We start from the raw sequence: 15,906 nt of genomic DNA, 5'->3' as shown, positions 1-15,906 counted from the left end.
GGCTAGCGCCACCAGGGCGGCGGCGCCCCGCGCTGGCGCACCTGCACGCGCCAGCGCTGCAAGGCCAGGAACTCCACCAGCCCACCCGCCAGACCACACACCACCACCCCCGCCTGCACGCACCGGCACAACAGGGTCGGACGCGCGGGGCGGCGGGAAGGATCGCTGAAGCTGGCGGTCATGTTCTCTTCATTGCACAGGTCGGGCCCCCACGGTAGGGCCGGTCTGTGACAACCCTGTGTCAACCCCCATGAGCACCGCCCACCCGCTGCCCGAGTTGCAGACGCTCGAACGGCTGATCGAGCTGGGCGGCCAGCACCTGCAGGCGCGGCCGGTGCGCCATGTCGCCATTCCCGGCGGACCCCGCTTTCCGGTCTGGGCCATCACCCTGGGCAACCCCGATCCGTGCTGCCCGGGCGTCGGTTACGTCGGCGGCGTGCACGGGCTGGAGCGCATCGGCGCGGAAGTGGTGATCGCCTTCCTGCAGAACATCGTCACCCGGCTGGGCTGGGACCGTTCGCTGCACCGCCTGCTGGAGGAGGTGCGGCTGGTGTTCATGCCCGTCGTGAACCCCGGCGGCATGTGGGCCGCGACCCGAGCCAACCCGCGCGGTGTGGATCTGATGCGCAACGCCCCGGTGGAGGCGCACGAGAAGGTGCCCTGGCTGATGGGCGGCCAGCGGCTGAGCGCCGGCCTGCCCTGGTACCGCGGCCGCCTGGGCGATCCGCTGGAAACCGAGAGCGCGGCGCTGTGCGAGGTGGTGCAGGCCGAGCTGCTGGCGCGCCCGTTCTCGCTGGCGCTGGACTGCCATTCGGGCTTCGGCATCAGCGACCGGCTGTGGTTCCCCTTCGCCCACACGCGCAAGCCCATCCCCCACCTGGCCGAGGTGCGGGCGCTCAGGACCATCTTCGAGCAGGCACACCACCACCACCCCTACATCATCGAACCGCAGAGCGCCCAGTACCTGACCCACGGCGACCTCTGGGACCACCTCTACCTGCAGGCCTGCGCCGACCCCGCGCGCACCTTCTTGCCGCTGACGCTGGAGATGGGCTCGTGGCTGTGGGTCAAGAAGAACCCGCGCCAGCTGTTCTCGCGCAAGGGCATCTTCAACCCGCTCATCGGCCACCGGCAGCAGCGTGTGCTGCGGCGCCACCTGGCGCTGCTGGACTTCCTGGCGCGCGCCGCCGGCAGCCATGCGCAGTGGACACCCGCGCCGCACGAGCGCGCCGATGGCCACGCCCAGGCGCTGGCCGACTGGTTCTGAAAGGATGGCAGCCATGAGCAACTGGGTGTTCCTGCGCGGACTGACCCGCGAATCGGCGCACTGGGGAGATTTCCCGCAGCGCTTCGCATCGGCCCTGCCCGGCGCCCGCGTGCACCTGATCGATCTGGCCGGCAACGGCCTGCGCTGCCACGAGCGCAGCCCGGGCACGGTGGCCGCCATGGTGGCCGACGGCCGGGCGCAGTGCCAGCGCCTGGGCCTCACCGGCCCGGTGCACCTGCTGGCCCTGTCGCTGGGTGGGATGGTGGCCACAGAGTGGCTGCACAGCGCGCCCCAGGACATCGCGTCGGCGGTGCTGGTCAACACCAGCATGCGGCCCTTCAGCCCGATGCACCGGCGGCTGCGGCCGCACAACCTGCCGACGCTGTTGCGGCTGGTGGTCGGCCGCCCGTCGCCGGACACCGCCGAGCGGCTGATCTGGCACATGACCAGCGCGCGCCCCGATGTGGACGACGCGGTGCTGGCCACCTGGGTCGCCGCGCGGCGGCAGCGCCCGGTGCAGGCGGCCAACGCGCTGCGGCAGTTGCTGGCCGCGGCCCGCTTCCGGGCCCCCGCCCAGGCGCCGCAGCGGCCAGTGCTGGTGCTGACCAGCCAAGGGGACCGGCTGGTCAGCACCAGTTGCTCGGAAGCGCTCGCGCGGGCCTGGGGCAGCCCGCTGGCGCGGCACCCCGGCGCGGGGCACGACCTGGCACTGGACGACCCCGTGTGGGTGATCGAACAGGTGCGCGACTGGGTGGAGCGGCGGTCGTCACGGCCATGACACACGAAGCGCCTAGGCTGCGGCGCTTTGTGTCCATCCCTTCCATCGCCACCATGTCCTTGTTCCGCCTGACCGCGCCGGCCTTTGCATCCGCGCTCACCTTCGTCGCCGCATTCGCCACCACCACACCCGCCCTCGCCGTCCCGCCCACGGGCCGCTTCGCCATGGTCCACCACCTGCCGGTGGACGGCGTGGCCGAGATCATCACCGCCACCCCCGACGGCCGGACCCTGCTCTACACCAGCGCCGACGCTGGCGCCCTGGGCCTGGTGGACATCCGCGACCCGGCCCGCCCGGCCCACCTGCCGCGCGTGGACGTGCGCCTGGGCGGCGTGGGTGAGCCCACCTCGGTGGCGGTCAGCCCCGACGGTCGCTACGCCGTGGTGGCCATGCGCATGGACGACGACGTGGCCAACGCGCGCCGCGGCTTCCTGCGCGTCTACGACGTGCGCAACCCGCAAGCGGTCCGGCATGTGAAAGACATCACCGTGGGCGTCGGCCCCGACTCGCTGGCCCTGGCCGGCCGCGGCAAGACCCTGCGTGCCATCGTTGCCATCGAGGACGAAGAGACCGACGCCAAGGGCGACGCCACGCTGGACGGCAAGCGCCCCGGCCGCATCGACGTGGTGGGTCTGCAGGACCTGTACGGGACCACCTCCAGCGGCCTGCAGAGCATCGAGCTGGTGGAGGCGCTGAAGTCCCTGCCCGGCGCGATCTACCCGCAAGACCCACAGCCGGAGTTCGTGTCCATCTCGCCGGACGGCCGCACCGCCGCCGTGACGCTGCAGGAGAACAACGCCGTGGCCCTGCTCGACCTGCGCCACCCGCGCCAGGCCCGCCTGCTGCGCGTGCTCTCCGCCGGCACGGTGGAACGCAAGGGCAGCGCCGACCTGCAGCGCGACAAGGAGATCGGCTTCAAGGACAGCTTCAGCGGCCGGCGCGAACCCGACGCCGTCACCTGGGTGTCCAACGACGTGTTCGCCCTGGCCAACGAGGGCGACGGCAAGAAGGGCGCGGACGGCAGCCTGCCCGGTGGCCGCGGCTTCACGCTCATGAACACCCGCGGCGCCGTGGTGTACGAAACCGGCGAGCGCACCGAGCAGCAGGCGGTGCTGCACGGCCACTACCCCGACAGCCGCTCGGCCGCCAAGGGCGTGGAGATCGAGGGCATCACCAGCGCCCGCTTCGGCGGCCGGCCGTACCTGCTGGTGGGCTCGGAGCGCGGCGCCTTCCTGGAGGTGCACGAGGTCAGCGACCCGCAGCAGCCGCGCTTCGTGCAGCTGCTGCCCACCGGAATGTCGCCCGAGGGCATCACCACCATCACGCGCCGCGCCGACGGCCAGCAGCTGGCGGTGACGGCCAACGAAGGCGACGGCTCGATCAACCTCTACCGCTTCCACGCCCAGGGCGCGCCAGCGGGCGAACCGCAGATCGTCGCGCGCGATGGCTCCATGCCCTGGGGCGCGCTCTCGGGCCTCACCACCGACGGCAGCCACCTCTACGCCGTGCCGGACAACGCGTTCGGACAGTCGCGCATCTGGCGCCTGAACATGGCCGAGGCCGCGCGGGGCCGCGTGGTGATCGACCAGGTGGTGCCGCTGACCGACCAGGGCCAGCCGCTGAAGGTGGACCCCGAGGGCATCGCCCGCGTGGCCGATGGTTTCTGGATCGCCTCCGAAGGCGCCACGGTCGACGGCAACGAGCTGATCAAGGTGAACGCGGCCGGCGTGGTGCAGCAGCGCATCAAGCCGCCCGCCAGCGTACAGGCGAAGTTCGCGAATGCGAAGACCAGCACCGGCTACGAGGGCGTGACCGCCAGCGCCGACGGGCAGACCCTGTACATGGCCATCCAGCGTGGCTATGACCTTGGCAAACCGCAGGCGGCCATCCTCAAGCTGCACCTGCCCACCATGGCCTGGACCAGCGCGTTCTACCCGCTGGAGCAGCACAGCAAGGACGCGAAGACCTACTGGATGGGGCTGTCGGAAATCCAGCTCATGGAAGGCGGCCCCGGCGGTCAGGACGGCCGTCTGCTGCTGCTCGAACGCGACAAGGGCGGCGGTGAAGGCCGCGCCATCCACGCCGAGGTCAAGCGGGTCTACAGCGTGAACGCGGCCGACGTGGTCGAGGGCGCGGTGCTGCAGAAGACCCTGGTGAAGGACCTGCGCCAGGACTTCCACTGGCTGCACGAGAAGGCCGAAGGCATGGTGCTCTTCCAGGGCGAGCTCTGGGTGGTGAACGACAACGACGGTGCCGGCTGGACCCGCCTGTTCAACGCTGGCAAGCCTTGATGAAAGCCCTGTGACAGCGTTGTCTGCTGCGTGTTTTGTAGCAACAGAGACACACTGTCACGAAGTTTTTATACCCGCCGGTTGCAATGGCACCACCTGAATGTCTTTTGCATCAGGTGGGCATCCGCCCCACACGTTCCAACGAATCCAACAAGGAAACATCATGAAGAAGAGCCTGATCGCTCTGGCCGTGCTGGCCGCTTCCGGCGCCGCCATGGCCCAATCCTCCGTCACCGTGTACGGCCGCGTCGACCTGTCGGTCGGCAGCCTCAAGGAACTCGACAAGGGCAGCCAGACCAAACTGTTCAACGGCGGTGACGGCGGTCTGACGACCTCGCGTCTGGGCTTCCGCGGCTCCGAAGACCTCGGCGGCGGCCTCAAGGCCAAGTTCAAGCTGGAACACCGCCTGAACGCCGACGACGGCACCTCGCAGGACCCGATGTGGAAGGGCGAGTCGACCGTGGCACTGGAAGGTGGCTTCGGTGAAGTCAAGCTGGGCCGCAGCTCCACCATCTACGACGAAGTGCGTGGCCTGGCGATGAGCTCCAACGTGTTCGATTCCGCCTTCACCCCCGCCTCCAACGGCGTCTGGGGCTCGGGTGGTGACTACAGCAGCCGCTTCAACAACAAGATCACCTACGCCCTGCCCAAGCTGGGCGGCGTGTACGGCGGCCTCGAGTACGCACTCGACGAAGACGCCACGGTGGACGCCAACATGCTGGGCGCCAAGATCGGCTACAAGGCCGGCCCGCTGGACGTGGCCCTGGGCCTGCAGCAGGAAAAGGGCAAGGACAACGACTACATGCTGATCGCCGCCGCCTACGACCTGGGCGCCGTGAGCCTCTCGGGTGGCTACAACACCCGCCGCGGCAACGACGAAAAGGGCGACGACAACGAACTGACCGTGGGCCTGAACGTGCCGATGGGCAACGTCAACCTGTCGTTCGGCTTCGCCACCAGCAAGACTGAAATCGGTGGTTCCACCGCCGCCAAGTCCTCGGGCTTCGGCGTCGGCGCCACCTACGCCCTGTCCAAGCGCACCAAGGTGTACGGCGGCTTCCGCTCGCACAACGTGAAGGACGGCGCCGGCAGCAAGACGGCCGACACCCGCCTGTTCGCCCTGGGCCTGCGTCACGACTTCTAAGCACCGTTTCCGGGGAAAGTTGCGCAGGGGGAACTTCCGAATCCGCAATCAGAGTCTGCGCAACGTTTTGATGCCACCGGCGGTCACACGCCGGTGGCATTTTTTCATTCGTCGACCGGGGTGAGCTTGGCCACCGACAGCGCCAGCCACTTGACACCGTGGCGGCTGAAGTTCACCTGCGCCCGGGCATCGGCGCCGGCGCCTTCGAGCGCCAGCACCTTGCCTTCACCGAACTTGTTGTGGAACACCTTCTGGCCGGTGCGGATGTCCACACCGCGGTCGGGTTCGCTGGCCTTGGGCGGCGGCGTGCCGCTGCCGGTGGACAGGAAACCCGGCGACCAGGCCGGGTTCGCGGCCGGTGATCCGCCGGTGGCGTACAGACCCCGGCGCCCGCCCTGCCACCCGCCCACCGACGGCGCCGCGGCGGCCCAGGCCGGTTGTGGCGGCGTGAGCCACTTCAGGCAGGCCTCGGGCAGCTCGTCAAAGAAGCGGCTCTTCATGTTGTAGCGCGTCTGGCCGTGCAGCATGCGCGTCTGCGAATGGCTCAGGTACAGGCGCTTGCGCGCACGCGTGATGGCCACGTACATCAGGCGGCGCTCTTCCTCCAGCCCGTCGCGGTCGCTCATCGAGTTCTCGTGCGGGAACAGGCCCTCTTCCAGGCCCGTGATGAACACGCAGTCGAACTCCAGGCCCTTGGCGGCGTGCACCGTCATCAGCTGCACCGCGTCCTGCCCGGCCTGGGCCTGGTTGTCGCCGGACTCCAGCGCAGCGTGGGTGAGGAAGGCGGCCAGCGGGCTGAGCGTCTCGCCGGTTTCCGCATCGGGGGCCAGCGATTCGTTCAGCACCGGCGCATCCGGGTCCAGGCCCTGGCTCACCGGGCTTTGGGACAACGAAGACCCGTGCTCGTCCACCGGCAAAGCCACCGCGTCGCGGCCAAAGCCTTCCTGCATCACGAAGCTTTCGGCAGCGTTGACCAGTTCCTCCAGGTTCTCCACCCGGTCCTCGCCTTCGCGCTCGTTGCGGAAGTGTTCGATCAGGCCGCTCTTGTCGAGCACCAGCTCGATGATCTCCTTGAGAGTCATGGCCTCCGTCTTCTCGCGCATCACGTCCAGCAGAGCGACGAAGTTGGCGATGGCGGTGCCAGCACGGCCGGTCACGCCGCTCACCGCGTCGTGCAGCGAACAGCCGCTGCTGCGCGCCACGTCCTGCAGCTGCTCCACGCTGCGTGCGCCGATGCCGCGCGGCGGGAAGTTCACCACGCGCAGGAAGCTGGTGTCGTCGTGCGGGTTCTCCAACAGGCGCAGGTAGGCCAGCGCGTGCTTGATCTCGGCGCGCTCGAAGAAGCGCAGCCCGCCATAGACGCGGTAGGGAATCGCGGCGTTGAAGAGCGCCGTCTCGACCACGCGGCTCTGCGCGTTGCTGCGGTAGAGCACCGCCATTTCGCTGCGCGGCGTGCCCTCGCGTTCGAGCTGCTTCATCTCGTCCACCATCCACTGCGCTTCGGCAAAGTCGCTCACCGATTCGTAGACGCGCACCGGCTCGCCCGCACCGGCGTCGGTGCGCAGGTTCTTGCCCAGGCGGCGGCTGTTGTGGCTGATGAGCTCGTTGGCGGTGTTGAGGATGTTGCTGGCGCTGCGGTAGTTCTGCTCCAGCTTGATCTGGTGCTTCACCTGGAACTCGCGCACGAAATCGGCCATGTTGCCCACGCGCGCGCCGCGGAAGGCGTAGATGCTCTGGTCGTCGTCGCCCACGGCGAACACGGCGTTGCCCGAGGCCGGCAGGCCTTCGAGCGGCGGCGAGGAGAACATCTTGATCCAGGCGTACTGCAGGCGGTTGGTGTCCTGGAACTCGTCGATCAGGATGTGCTTGAAACGCCGCTGGTAGTGCACGCGGATCGGGTCGTTGTCGCGCAGCACCTCGTAGCTGCGCAGCATCAGCTCGCCAAAGTCCACCACGCCTTCGCGCTGGCACTGCTCTTCGTAGAGCTGGTAGATCTCGACCTTGCGCCGCGTCTCGTCGTCGCGCACCACCACGTCGCGCGGGCGCTGGCCATCTTCCTTGCAGCCGCTGATGAACCACTGCAGTTGCTTCGGGGGAAAGCGTTCGTCGTCCACGTTGTGCTGCTTGCACAGGCGCTTGATGGCCGAGAGCTGGTCCTGCGTGTCCAGGATCTGGAAGGTCTGCGGCAGACCGGCCGCCTGGTGGTGCGCACGCAGGAAGCGGTTGCACAGGCCGTGGAAGGTGCCGATCCACATGCCGCGCACATTCACCGGCAGCATGGCGGTCAGGCGGGTCATCATTTCCTTGGCCGCCTTGTTGGTGAAGGTCACGGCCATGATGCCGCCCGGCCCCGCCTGACCGCTCTGCAGCAGCCAGGCGATGCGGGTGGTCAGCACCCGGGTCTTGCCCGATCCGGCACCGGCCAGGATGAGCGCGTGTTCGGGCGGCAGGGTGACGGCCGCCGCCTGCTCGGGGTTCAGGCCCGCGACCAGCGGGGTGGGATCTTCAAACAGCATCCGGGGATTGTAGGAAGCGGCCCGCCATACAGCCCTTCGTATAGCCCTCATATGCGCACGGCGCCACCCACGCCGGGTGGCATCGGCCTAGAATCAATCACCGGGCCCAAGCAATTGCGCCCGGTTTCTTTTTTCCGGCTCCGGAAACAAGGCACCGGCCAGTTCCAAGCGCCTTTTCACCAACCCACCCCACCAAGGGGTGACTGAAAGGCCCACATGGAAATCTTCGACTACGACAACATCCTGCTGCTGCCGCGCAAATGCCGCGTGGAAAGCCGCAGCGAATGCGACCCCTCCATCGAGTTCGGCGGCCGGCGCTTCAAGCTGCCGGTGGTGCCCGCCAACATGAAGACGGTGCTGGACGAGTCCATCAGCGAGTGGCTGGCCGCCAACGGCTACTTCTACGTGATGCACCGCTTCGACCTGGACAACGTGGCCTATGCGAAGCGCATGCGCGAGAAGGGCCTGTTCGTCTCGATCAGCTCGGGTGTGAAGGCGCCGGACTACGAGGTGATCGACCGCCTGGCCGCCGACGGCGTGGGCGCCGACTACATCACCATCGACATCGCCCACGGCCACGCGGAAAGCGTGCGCAAGATGATCGAGCACATCAAGCAGAAGCTGCCGCAGGCCTTCGTGATCGCCGGCAACGTGGCCACGCCCGAAGCCGTGATCGACCTGGAGAACTGGGGCGCGGACGCCACCAAGGTGGGCGTGGGCCCGGGCAAGGTCTGCATCACCAAGCTCAAGACCGGCTTTGGCACCGGCGGTTGGCAACTCTCCGCGCTCAAGTGGTGCGCACGCGTGGCGACCAAACCCATCATCGCGGACGGCGGCATCCGCCACCACGGCGACATTGCCAAAAGCGTGCGCTTCGGCGCCACCATGGTGATGATCGGCTCGCTGTTCGCCGGCCACGAGGAGTCACCGGGCCAGACGGTCGAGGTCGACGGCAAGCTCTACAAGGAGTACTACGGCTCGGCCAGCGACTTCAACAAGGGAGAGTACAAGCACGTCGAGGGCAAGCGCATCCTCGAGCCCATCAAGGGCAAGCTGGCCGACACGCTGCGCGAGATGCAGGAAGACGTGCAGAGCTCGATCAGCTACGCCGGCGGCACGCAGCTGACCGATCTGAAGAAAGTGAACTACGTGATCCTCGGCGGCGAGAACGCCGGCGAGCACCTGTTCATGTGAGGTCCAGCAGCTGGCGCGCCAGGTGGTTCAGCCGGTGGCGCGGCTGCACCAGCGCGTCCAGCACGCTGAAATGGTTGAGGCCCGGCAGGGTCTCACAGATCGGCACCACGGCCTCGCCCCAGGTCTCGCGGATCAGGCGGGCCTGGCGCTGGAACTCGGCGCTCTCGTCGCCGCCGGCCACGCTCAGCAGCACCCCCCGCTCCTCCTCGGTGTCGGGCTGCGCCTTGGGCAGCCAGGCCGGGCTCGCCATGCGCACCTGTTCGGGCGTCAGGCGCAGCGAGTCCTTGAGGAAGGGTGTGTGGCGCAGCGGCTCCAGGTCGAACACGCCGGAGATCGACAGCGCGTTGTAGACCAGGTCCTCGGGCAGATCGGGCGCAAAGCGCGACCATTCGCAGGCCAGCAGCATCGCCGCCAGGTGCCCGCCCGCCGAGTGGCCGACGACGGAAATGCGGCGCGGGTCGCCGCCGTGCACCGCGATGTGGCGGTAGGTCCAGGCCAGGGCCTGCACCATCTGCATCGTGATGTCTGGAATCGTGACCGCCGGGCACAGCGCGTAGTTCGGAATCACCACGCAGGCGCCCCGCTTCACGAAGGCCGGCGCCAGGAAGCTGTGGTCCGACTTGTCCAGGCTGCGCCAGTAGCCACCGTGAATGAACACCAGCACCGGCGCCAGCGGGTCGCTGTCGCGGTGCTGCGCCGGGAACAGGTCCAGCGTTTCGCCCGGTCCGTGCCCGTAGGCCAGGTCGGGCAGGCAGACCAGCTGTTCGCGCGCTGCCTTCGAATCACGCGCCCAGCGCTCGAAGTACTGCGCATGGTCGGGTACCAGGGCGCGGTTGTTGTACTGGGCATCGAGCCAGGCCGGGTCGGGTGGGAGGGGCGTGTTCATGGCTGGAAATTGTGTCACGGGGGAAGCGTCAGGCCATTGACAGCCTGCTGGCGATCGAATTGACGTATTCTGTATACAGAGTACAGAATACACACCATGACTGCCCAGCTCCTGCAACTCGAAACCGCGCCCGACCTGGTCGACCAGGTCTACCGCGCCCTGCTGGACGCCATCAGCGCGGGCGCGCTGGCGCCCGGGCAACGGATCACGCAGGAAGAGCTGGCAGAGCGCCTGGCGGTCTCGCGCCAGCCGGTGATGCAGGCGCTGCGCCTGCTCAAGCGCGACGGTTTCGTGCAAGACGCGCCGCTGGCGGGCAACGCCGGCCGCTGCCGCGGCCTGCAGGTGGCGCCGCTGGACCCGGCCTGGATCGCGCAGGTGTATGAGGTGCGCGGCGCGCTGGACACCCTGGCCGCCCGGCTGGCCGCCGAGCGCCGTGCGCACCTCGATCCGGCGCTGATCGAACAAGGCCGCCAGGCCGTGGAAGCCGGCGACATCAAGGCCATGATCGACGCCGATCTGGCCTTTCACCGCGCGCTCTACCAGGCCTCGGCCAACCCGCTGATCGAACAGAGTGCCCTGCTGCACTGGCACCACATCCGCCGCGCCATGGGCGAGGCCCTGCAGCACGATGGCCTGCGCGACCCGGTCTGGGACGAACACACCGCCATCGCACAGGCCGTGGCGCAGGGCGATGCGGAGCATGCCGAAGCCCTGATGCGCGAGCACAGCCATCAGGCCAGCCTGTACCTGGGTGCCCAGGCAGCCCCCGCTGCCAGCGCGCCCAGCCCCGACAACTCCGTGGTTCGTTGAACCACTTCAAGCGGTTTCCGGGACACTCCCGGAAACCGCTTTTTTTTATTCCCCCGGACTCATGACCTCCGCATCCGCCACCGCGCCCCTGTCCATTGCCGTGCTGGGCATCGGCATGATGGGCTTCCCCATGGCCCGCCGCCTGTGCGAAGCCGGCCACCGCATCAGCGCCTGGAACCGCTCGCGCGCCAAGGCCGAGCGCCTGCTGCCTTTCGGCGCCCAGGTGTTCGACCGCCCGGCCGACGCCGTGGCCCAGGCCGACATCGTGGTCTGCCTGCTCGAAGACGGCCGCGTGGTCGAAGAGGTGCTGTTCGGCCTGGGCACGACCGATGGCCTGCGCCCCGGCAGCCTGGTGATCGACATGTCGTCCATCCAGCCGCGCCAGGCACGCGACCACGCCGCGCGCCTGGCCGCGTTGGGCGTTCACCACCTGGACGCCCCGGTCTCGGGCGGCACGGTGGGTGCCGAGGCTGGCACGCTGGCCATCATGGCGGGCGGCAAGCCGGCCGATTTCGAGCGCGCCCTGCCCGTCTTTGCTTCGCTCGGCCGCGCCACCCATGTGGGCCCGCACGGCTCGGGACAACTGGCCAAGCTGGCCAATCAGATGATCGTCGGCATCACCATCGGAGCCGTGGCCGAGGCCCTGCTGCTGTGCGAGAAGGGTGGCGCCGACATGGGCAAGGTGAAGCAGGCCATCAGCGGTGGCTTTGCCGACAGCCGCATCCTGCAGGTGCACGGCCAGCGCATGGTCGAGCGCGATTTCGCCAAGCGAGCCTCCGTCACGGTGCAGCTCAAGGACATGCGCAATGCGCTCACCACCGCCAGCGAAGTCGGGTTCGATGCACCGATCACCGACCTGTTCGAGCAGTTGTTCGCCCAGGCCGCCGAGCACGGCCTGGCCGATCTGGACCACTCGGCCCTGTTCATGGAGCTGGCCAGCCGCAACGGGATGAACTGAATCAGGAGGGGAAATCCCCCCCTTATCTCCCGGTCCGCAGGCGCTGGCCTGCCGAGAATCTCCAGGGTATGCACCGCAATCCCAAGGAGCCCCTGGCGTGAACCCGTCCACCCTGATCGGCATGGTGGCCAGCGTGGCGCTGATGGCCGTCATCCTGCTGTTCGGCTCCGACAAGCCGGGCAACTTTATCGACGCCCCAAGCATCGCCATCGTGCTCGGCGGCACGCTGGCGGCCACTTTCCTGAGCTACCCGCTGCGCGAGGTGCTGCGCGTGTTCCACCTGGTCTCGCAGGTGATGCGCGAGGAAAAGCTCAACACCAAACAGGACATCGAGGAGCTGGTGGGCCTGTCCAAGCTCTGGGTGCAGGGCGACCTGCAGGCGGTGGAGAAGGCGCTGACCCACGTGACCAACCCCTTCCTGCGCACCGGCGTGCAGCTGGTGATCGACCGCACGCCCGAGGAAGAGATCATCGACCTGCTGCAGTGGCGCATCGCCCACCTGCGCCAGCGCGAGGCGGCGGAGGCGCAGCTGTTCCGCGTCATGGCCAGCTACGCGCCGGCCTTCGGCATGCTGGGCACGCTGCTGGGCCTGATCAACCTGATGGACCTGGTCGGCAGCGGTGACATGGGCGCCATCGGCTCCCAGCTGGCCATCGCCCTGGTCACCACCTTCTACGGCGTGCTGCTGGCCAACCTCGTGTTCAAGCCCATCGCTGTGAAGCTGGAGCGCCGCACCGAGCAGCGCCTGGTGCTGATGAACATGGTGCTCGAAGGCATCTCGATGATGTGTGTGGGCCGCAGCCCCTCGCTGATGCGCGAGACGCTCAAGGCCTTTGTCGCCCAGTACGACGACGAAATCGATGACCGTCGGCGCCCCGCACGCCCGGCCACCCGCTGAGCCATGGCCGTCGTTTCACAGACAGGCCCTTCCCCTGCACGGCAGCCCCGCGTATCGACTGCGGTCGGCCGCTACCGGCGCTGGCACGTCGATTCCCGCGTGGAGGTGGAGGAAGAAGGCTGGCTCATCACCTACCTGGACGTGATCACGCTGATCCTGGTGCTGATGGTGGTGCTGCTCGCCTTCGCGGGCCCGGGCAAAGGCAAGGACAGCCAGCAGGCCAAGGCAGACAGTGCGCCCACACAGGCCAGTGGACCGGTGCCCGGAGCCCCCTACCCCAGCGGCAGCATCGTGCCGCCCGCGGTGCCACCGACCTCGCCCGAGCCACCGGCAGCGCCAGCCGCCCCTCCCCTGCCCAAGACGCTCAACGGCCTGCCGCTGGACCAGCTGGGTGCGGACGTGGAAATCATCATGACGGACGACGCGGTGCGCTTCCGGATCAGCAGCGAGATCCTGTTCGAGTCTGGCGCGGCCCACCTGGCCGCAGAAGGCCAGCCCGTGCTGGACCGGTTGATCCCCCTGCTCAACAGCGATCCGAACCTCCGCCTGGTGGTCGAAGGCCACACCGACAGTGTCCCGATCCAGACCGAGCGCTTCCCCTCCAACTGGGAGCTGTCCACAGGACGCGCCGCCGCTGTGGCGCGCTACCTGATCGAACGGGGCGTGGCGCCGCAACGCGTCCAGGCCAGCGGCTTCGCCGACACACGGCCTCTGGGCTCGCGCGACAACCCGGTCGACCGGGTGCACAACCGGCGCGTGGAGCTGACGATGGAGCGGGCACCGACTTCCGCCAGCAAGACGCGCTGAAGCCGTCCCGGTTTGATAAAATTTTTATCAATTCGTGGGGACGTAGCTCAGCTGGGAGAGCGTCGCGTTCGCAATGCGAAGGTCGGGAGTTCGATCCTCCTCGTCTCCACCACACCATCACCAAGATCGGCCCACGGCCGATGTCCCGCCTCACATCCGCCAGCGCCCCAGACCTTCTGTGGCCTTCGACTGGCCGCCACGTGGTGCCACGCTTTCCGCAAAAACACACCTCGCCAATCAGTGAAAACCCGAAGGCTGATAAAATAGTATGCATACACACCATATGTGTGCTTTTTTGTTGCCCATCCAAAGGAAGTCCTGTCCATGAACACCGAACTGAAACTGGCCGTGTTGGCCGCCGCTGTTGCGCTGGCCGCCTGTGGCAAGAAAGAAGAGGCCGCTGCCCCGGCCGCTGAAGCCACCGCACCCGCTGCGGGCGAGCTGGTGGTCCGGATCGGCCATGTGGGCGCCACCAGTGGCGCGGTGGCCCATCTGGGCAAGGACAACGAAAACGGCGCCCGCCTGGCCATCGAAGAACTCAACGCCGCGGGCGTGAAGATCGGCAACCAGACCGCCCGCTTCGAACTGCTGGCCGAAGACGACGCCGCCGATCCCAAGCAGGCCACCGCGGCCGCGCAGAAGCTGGTCGACACCAACGTCAATGGCGTGGTCGGTCACCTCACCTCCGGCGCCACGCTGCCGGCCTCGCTCATCTACCACGAGGCCGGCATTCCGCAGATCACGCCCTCGTCCACCAACCCCAAGTTCACCCGCCAGGGCTTTCCCGGCGCGTTCCGTCTGGTGGCCGACGACACCCAGCAAGGCGGTGCCATGGGTCGCTACACGGTGCAGGGCCTGAAAGCCAGGACCGTCGCCGTCATCGATGACCGCACCGCCTATGGCCAGGGCCTGGCCGACGAGTTCGAGAAGGCCGCCAAGGCCGCCGGCGCCGAGGTGGTGGGCCGCGAATACACCAACGACAAGGCCACCGACTTCAACGCCATCCTCACCTCGCTCAAGGACAAGAAGCCGGACGTCATCTTCTTCGGTGGCATGGACGCCGTGGGCGGCCCGATGCTGCGCCAGATGAAGACGCTGGGCTACACCTCCAAGCTGGTGGGCGGCGACGGCCTGTGCACCGCCGAGATGATCACCCTCTCGGCCGAGGCCCTGGGCGACGGTCAGGTGTACTGCGTGGAGGCCGGTGGCGTGGACGGGGATGAAGTCGCAGCCAACGACAAGTTCCGCGCCGACTTCAAGGCCAAGTACGGTGTGGACGTGCAGGCCTACGCCGGCTACGCCTACGACGGCGTGAAGCTGCTGGCCAGCGCCATGCAGGCCGCCGGTTCGGCCGACCCGAAGCAGTACCTACCCGCGCTCAAGGCCATCCAGTACCAGGGCGCGTCCGGCAAGGTGGTGTTCGACGACAAGGGCGACCGCCAGAACGCCGCACTCACCCTCTACACCTTCAAGGCAGGCCAGCGCGAGAAGCTCGCCGTGATCCGCTGACCGTCCCCCGCGGGTGGCCGGGCAACGGCCCGGGCACCCGCACACCACCCTGATCAGGGTTTTCCCTTTATCGCCAAGTCCTATAGAGGACTAGAGTTCATACCCATGAACTCTTCCCTCCGACTGGTGACATCCCCGGAACCCGGCGTCAGCCGCTACGCCACGCTGGCACAGGCGCTGCGGGCCCGCGTGGTGGCGGGCGAGTGGTCGCCCGGCTCCGCCCTGCCCGCCGAAAGCCAGCTGGCCAAAGAACACGGCGTGGCCCTGGGCACCATGCGCCGCGCCCTGGAACTGTTGGTGGAACAGGGCTTCATCGAACGCATCCACGGCCGCGGCACCTTCGTGCGCCAGGGGTTGGCCGGCGCGTCCATGCTGCGCTTCTTCCGCTTCGACAGCGGCACCGGCGAGGTGCCCGTCTCCCGCATCCTGCAGCGCAGCCGTGTCAACGCGCCAGCGATGGTCTCGCGTGCGCTGGGCATCGGCGCCGGCGAGCCGGTGCTGCGTGTCCACCGCCTGCGCCTCATGGCCGAGCAGCCGCGCCTGTTCGAGGAACTCTGGCTGCCGCTGGACCTCTTCGAGCCGCTGGCCGACGACAACCTGGCCACCTGGGACGACCTGCTCTACCCGATGTTCGCGCGCAAGCTGCAGGTGCACATCCACCGCGCGCTCGACGACATCGGCTTCGGCCAGCTCAGCGCCGCGCAGGCGCGCCACCTGGGTCTGCCCGCCGGCCACCCCTGCGCGCAGGTGCAGCGCTCGGCCTACGACCTCTCGGGCCGCTGTGTGGAGCTGCGCATCACGCGCGGCGACGCCCACGCCTTCCACTACACCGTCAACATCACCTGAAG

The 15,906-nt window shown here is 68.3% G+C and carries 14 protein-coding genes and 1 tRNA gene; 12 read left to right on the top strand and 3 right to left on the bottom strand.

The annotated features are described in order from the left end of the window. Positions 1-2: 2 nt before the first annotated feature. Entirely contained in the window at positions 3-182 is a 180-nt protein-coding gene (locus BC358_RS12160) for a hypothetical protein (RefSeq protein ID WP_079366031.1), read from the bottom strand. Positions 183-250: 68 nt separating this feature from the next. Here BC358_RS12160 and BC358_RS12155 point away from each other — a divergent pair, with 68 nt between their 5' ends. From BC358_RS12155 to BC358_RS12140, 4 genes are all read left to right on the top strand, one after another. After that, positions 251-1,267 (top strand): M14 family zinc carboxypeptidase, encoded by a 1,017-nt coding sequence (locus BC358_RS12155; protein ID WP_079366030.1) that lies wholly within the window; start codon positions 251-253, stop codon positions 1,265-1,267. Positions 1,268-1,280: 13 nt separating this feature from the next. Beyond that, a complete protein-coding gene (locus BC358_RS12150; protein WP_179130068.1) occupies positions 1,281-2,045 on the top strand; it encodes an alpha/beta fold hydrolase in 765 nt (254 codons plus the stop codon). Between the two features lie 53 nt (positions 2,046-2,098). Further along, the gene (locus tag BC358_RS12145) at positions 2,099-4,336 is read left to right on the top strand and encodes an esterase-like activity of phytase family protein (RefSeq protein ID WP_143434283.1); all 2,238 of its coding nucleotides are present in this window, start codon (positions 2,099-2,101) and stop codon (positions 4,334-4,336) included. Between the two features lie 163 nt (positions 4,337-4,499). Next, the gene (locus BC358_RS12140) at positions 4,500-5,480 is read left to right on the top strand and encodes a porin (RefSeq protein ID WP_179130067.1); all 981 of its coding nucleotides are present in this window, start codon (positions 4,500-4,502) and stop codon (positions 5,478-5,480) included. Between the two features lie 104 nt (positions 5,481-5,584). Here the strand turns inward: BC358_RS12140 and BC358_RS12135 are convergent, their stop codons facing one another. Beyond that, on the bottom strand, positions 5,585-7,996 hold the full coding sequence (locus BC358_RS12135) for a UvrD-helicase domain-containing protein (RefSeq protein ID WP_079366026.1): 2,412 nt from the start codon (positions 7,994-7,996) through the stop codon (positions 5,585-5,587). A 216-nt stretch (positions 7,997-8,212) separates the two neighbouring features. Here BC358_RS12135 and BC358_RS12130 point away from each other — a divergent pair, with 216 nt between their 5' ends. Continuing rightward, entirely contained in the window at positions 8,213-9,190 is a 978-nt protein-coding gene (locus BC358_RS12130; RefSeq protein WP_079366025.1) for a GMP reductase, read from the top strand. Here BC358_RS12130 and BC358_RS12125 read toward each other — a convergent pair. Beyond that, on the bottom strand, positions 9,183-10,076 hold the full coding sequence (locus tag BC358_RS12125) for an alpha/beta hydrolase (RefSeq protein ID WP_079366024.1): 894 nt from the start codon (positions 10,074-10,076) through the stop codon (positions 9,183-9,185). The genes BC358_RS12130 and BC358_RS12125 overlap by 8 nt on opposite strands. Positions 10,077-10,172: 96 nt before the next feature. On the opposite strand from BC358_RS12125, the gene BC358_RS12120 reads away from it, so the two are divergent. From BC358_RS12120 to BC358_RS12090, 7 genes are all read left to right on the top strand, one after another. After that, on the top strand, positions 10,173-10,886 hold the full coding sequence (locus BC358_RS12120) for a GntR family transcriptional regulator (protein WP_079366023.1): 714 nt from the start codon (positions 10,173-10,175) through the stop codon (positions 10,884-10,886). 61 nt (positions 10,887-10,947) lie between these two features. Then, positions 10,948-11,844, top strand: a complete 897-nt coding sequence (locus BC358_RS12115) for an NAD(P)-dependent oxidoreductase (RefSeq protein WP_079366022.1) — start codon at positions 10,948-10,950, stop codon at positions 11,842-11,844. A 97-nt stretch (positions 11,845-11,941) separates the two neighbouring features. After that, positions 11,942-12,742: a motility protein A gene (locus tag BC358_RS12110; RefSeq protein ID WP_066159106.1), complete on the top strand. Its 801-nt coding sequence runs from the start codon at positions 11,942-11,944 to the stop codon at positions 12,740-12,742. Positions 12,743-12,745: 3 nt separating this feature from the next. Further along, positions 12,746-13,549, top strand: a complete 804-nt coding sequence (locus tag BC358_RS12105) for a flagellar motor protein MotB (RefSeq protein WP_079366021.1) — start codon at positions 12,746-12,748, stop codon at positions 13,547-13,549. Between the two features lie 36 nt (positions 13,550-13,585). After that, positions 13,586-13,661 (top strand) — tRNA-Ala (locus tag BC358_RS12100). A 212-nt stretch (positions 13,662-13,873) separates the two neighbouring features. After that, positions 13,874-15,058: a branched-chain amino acid ABC transporter substrate-binding protein gene (locus BC358_RS12095; RefSeq protein WP_079366020.1), complete on the top strand. Its 1,185-nt coding sequence runs from the start codon at positions 13,874-13,876 to the stop codon at positions 15,056-15,058. Positions 15,059-15,163: 105 nt separating this feature from the next. Continuing rightward, positions 15,164-15,904: a GntR family transcriptional regulator gene (locus tag BC358_RS12090; RefSeq protein ID WP_079366019.1), complete on the top strand. Its 741-nt coding sequence runs from the start codon at positions 15,164-15,166 to the stop codon at positions 15,902-15,904. Positions 15,905-15,906: the final 2 nt, after the last annotated feature.

It is taken from the genome of Hydrogenophaga sp. H7 (assembly GCF_002025745.1).
GTDB lineage: Bacteria > Pseudomonadota > Gammaproteobacteria > Burkholderiales > Burkholderiaceae_C > Hydrogenophaga > Hydrogenophaga pseudoflava.
This window is presented reverse-complemented; position numbering and strand designations above follow the sequence as displayed.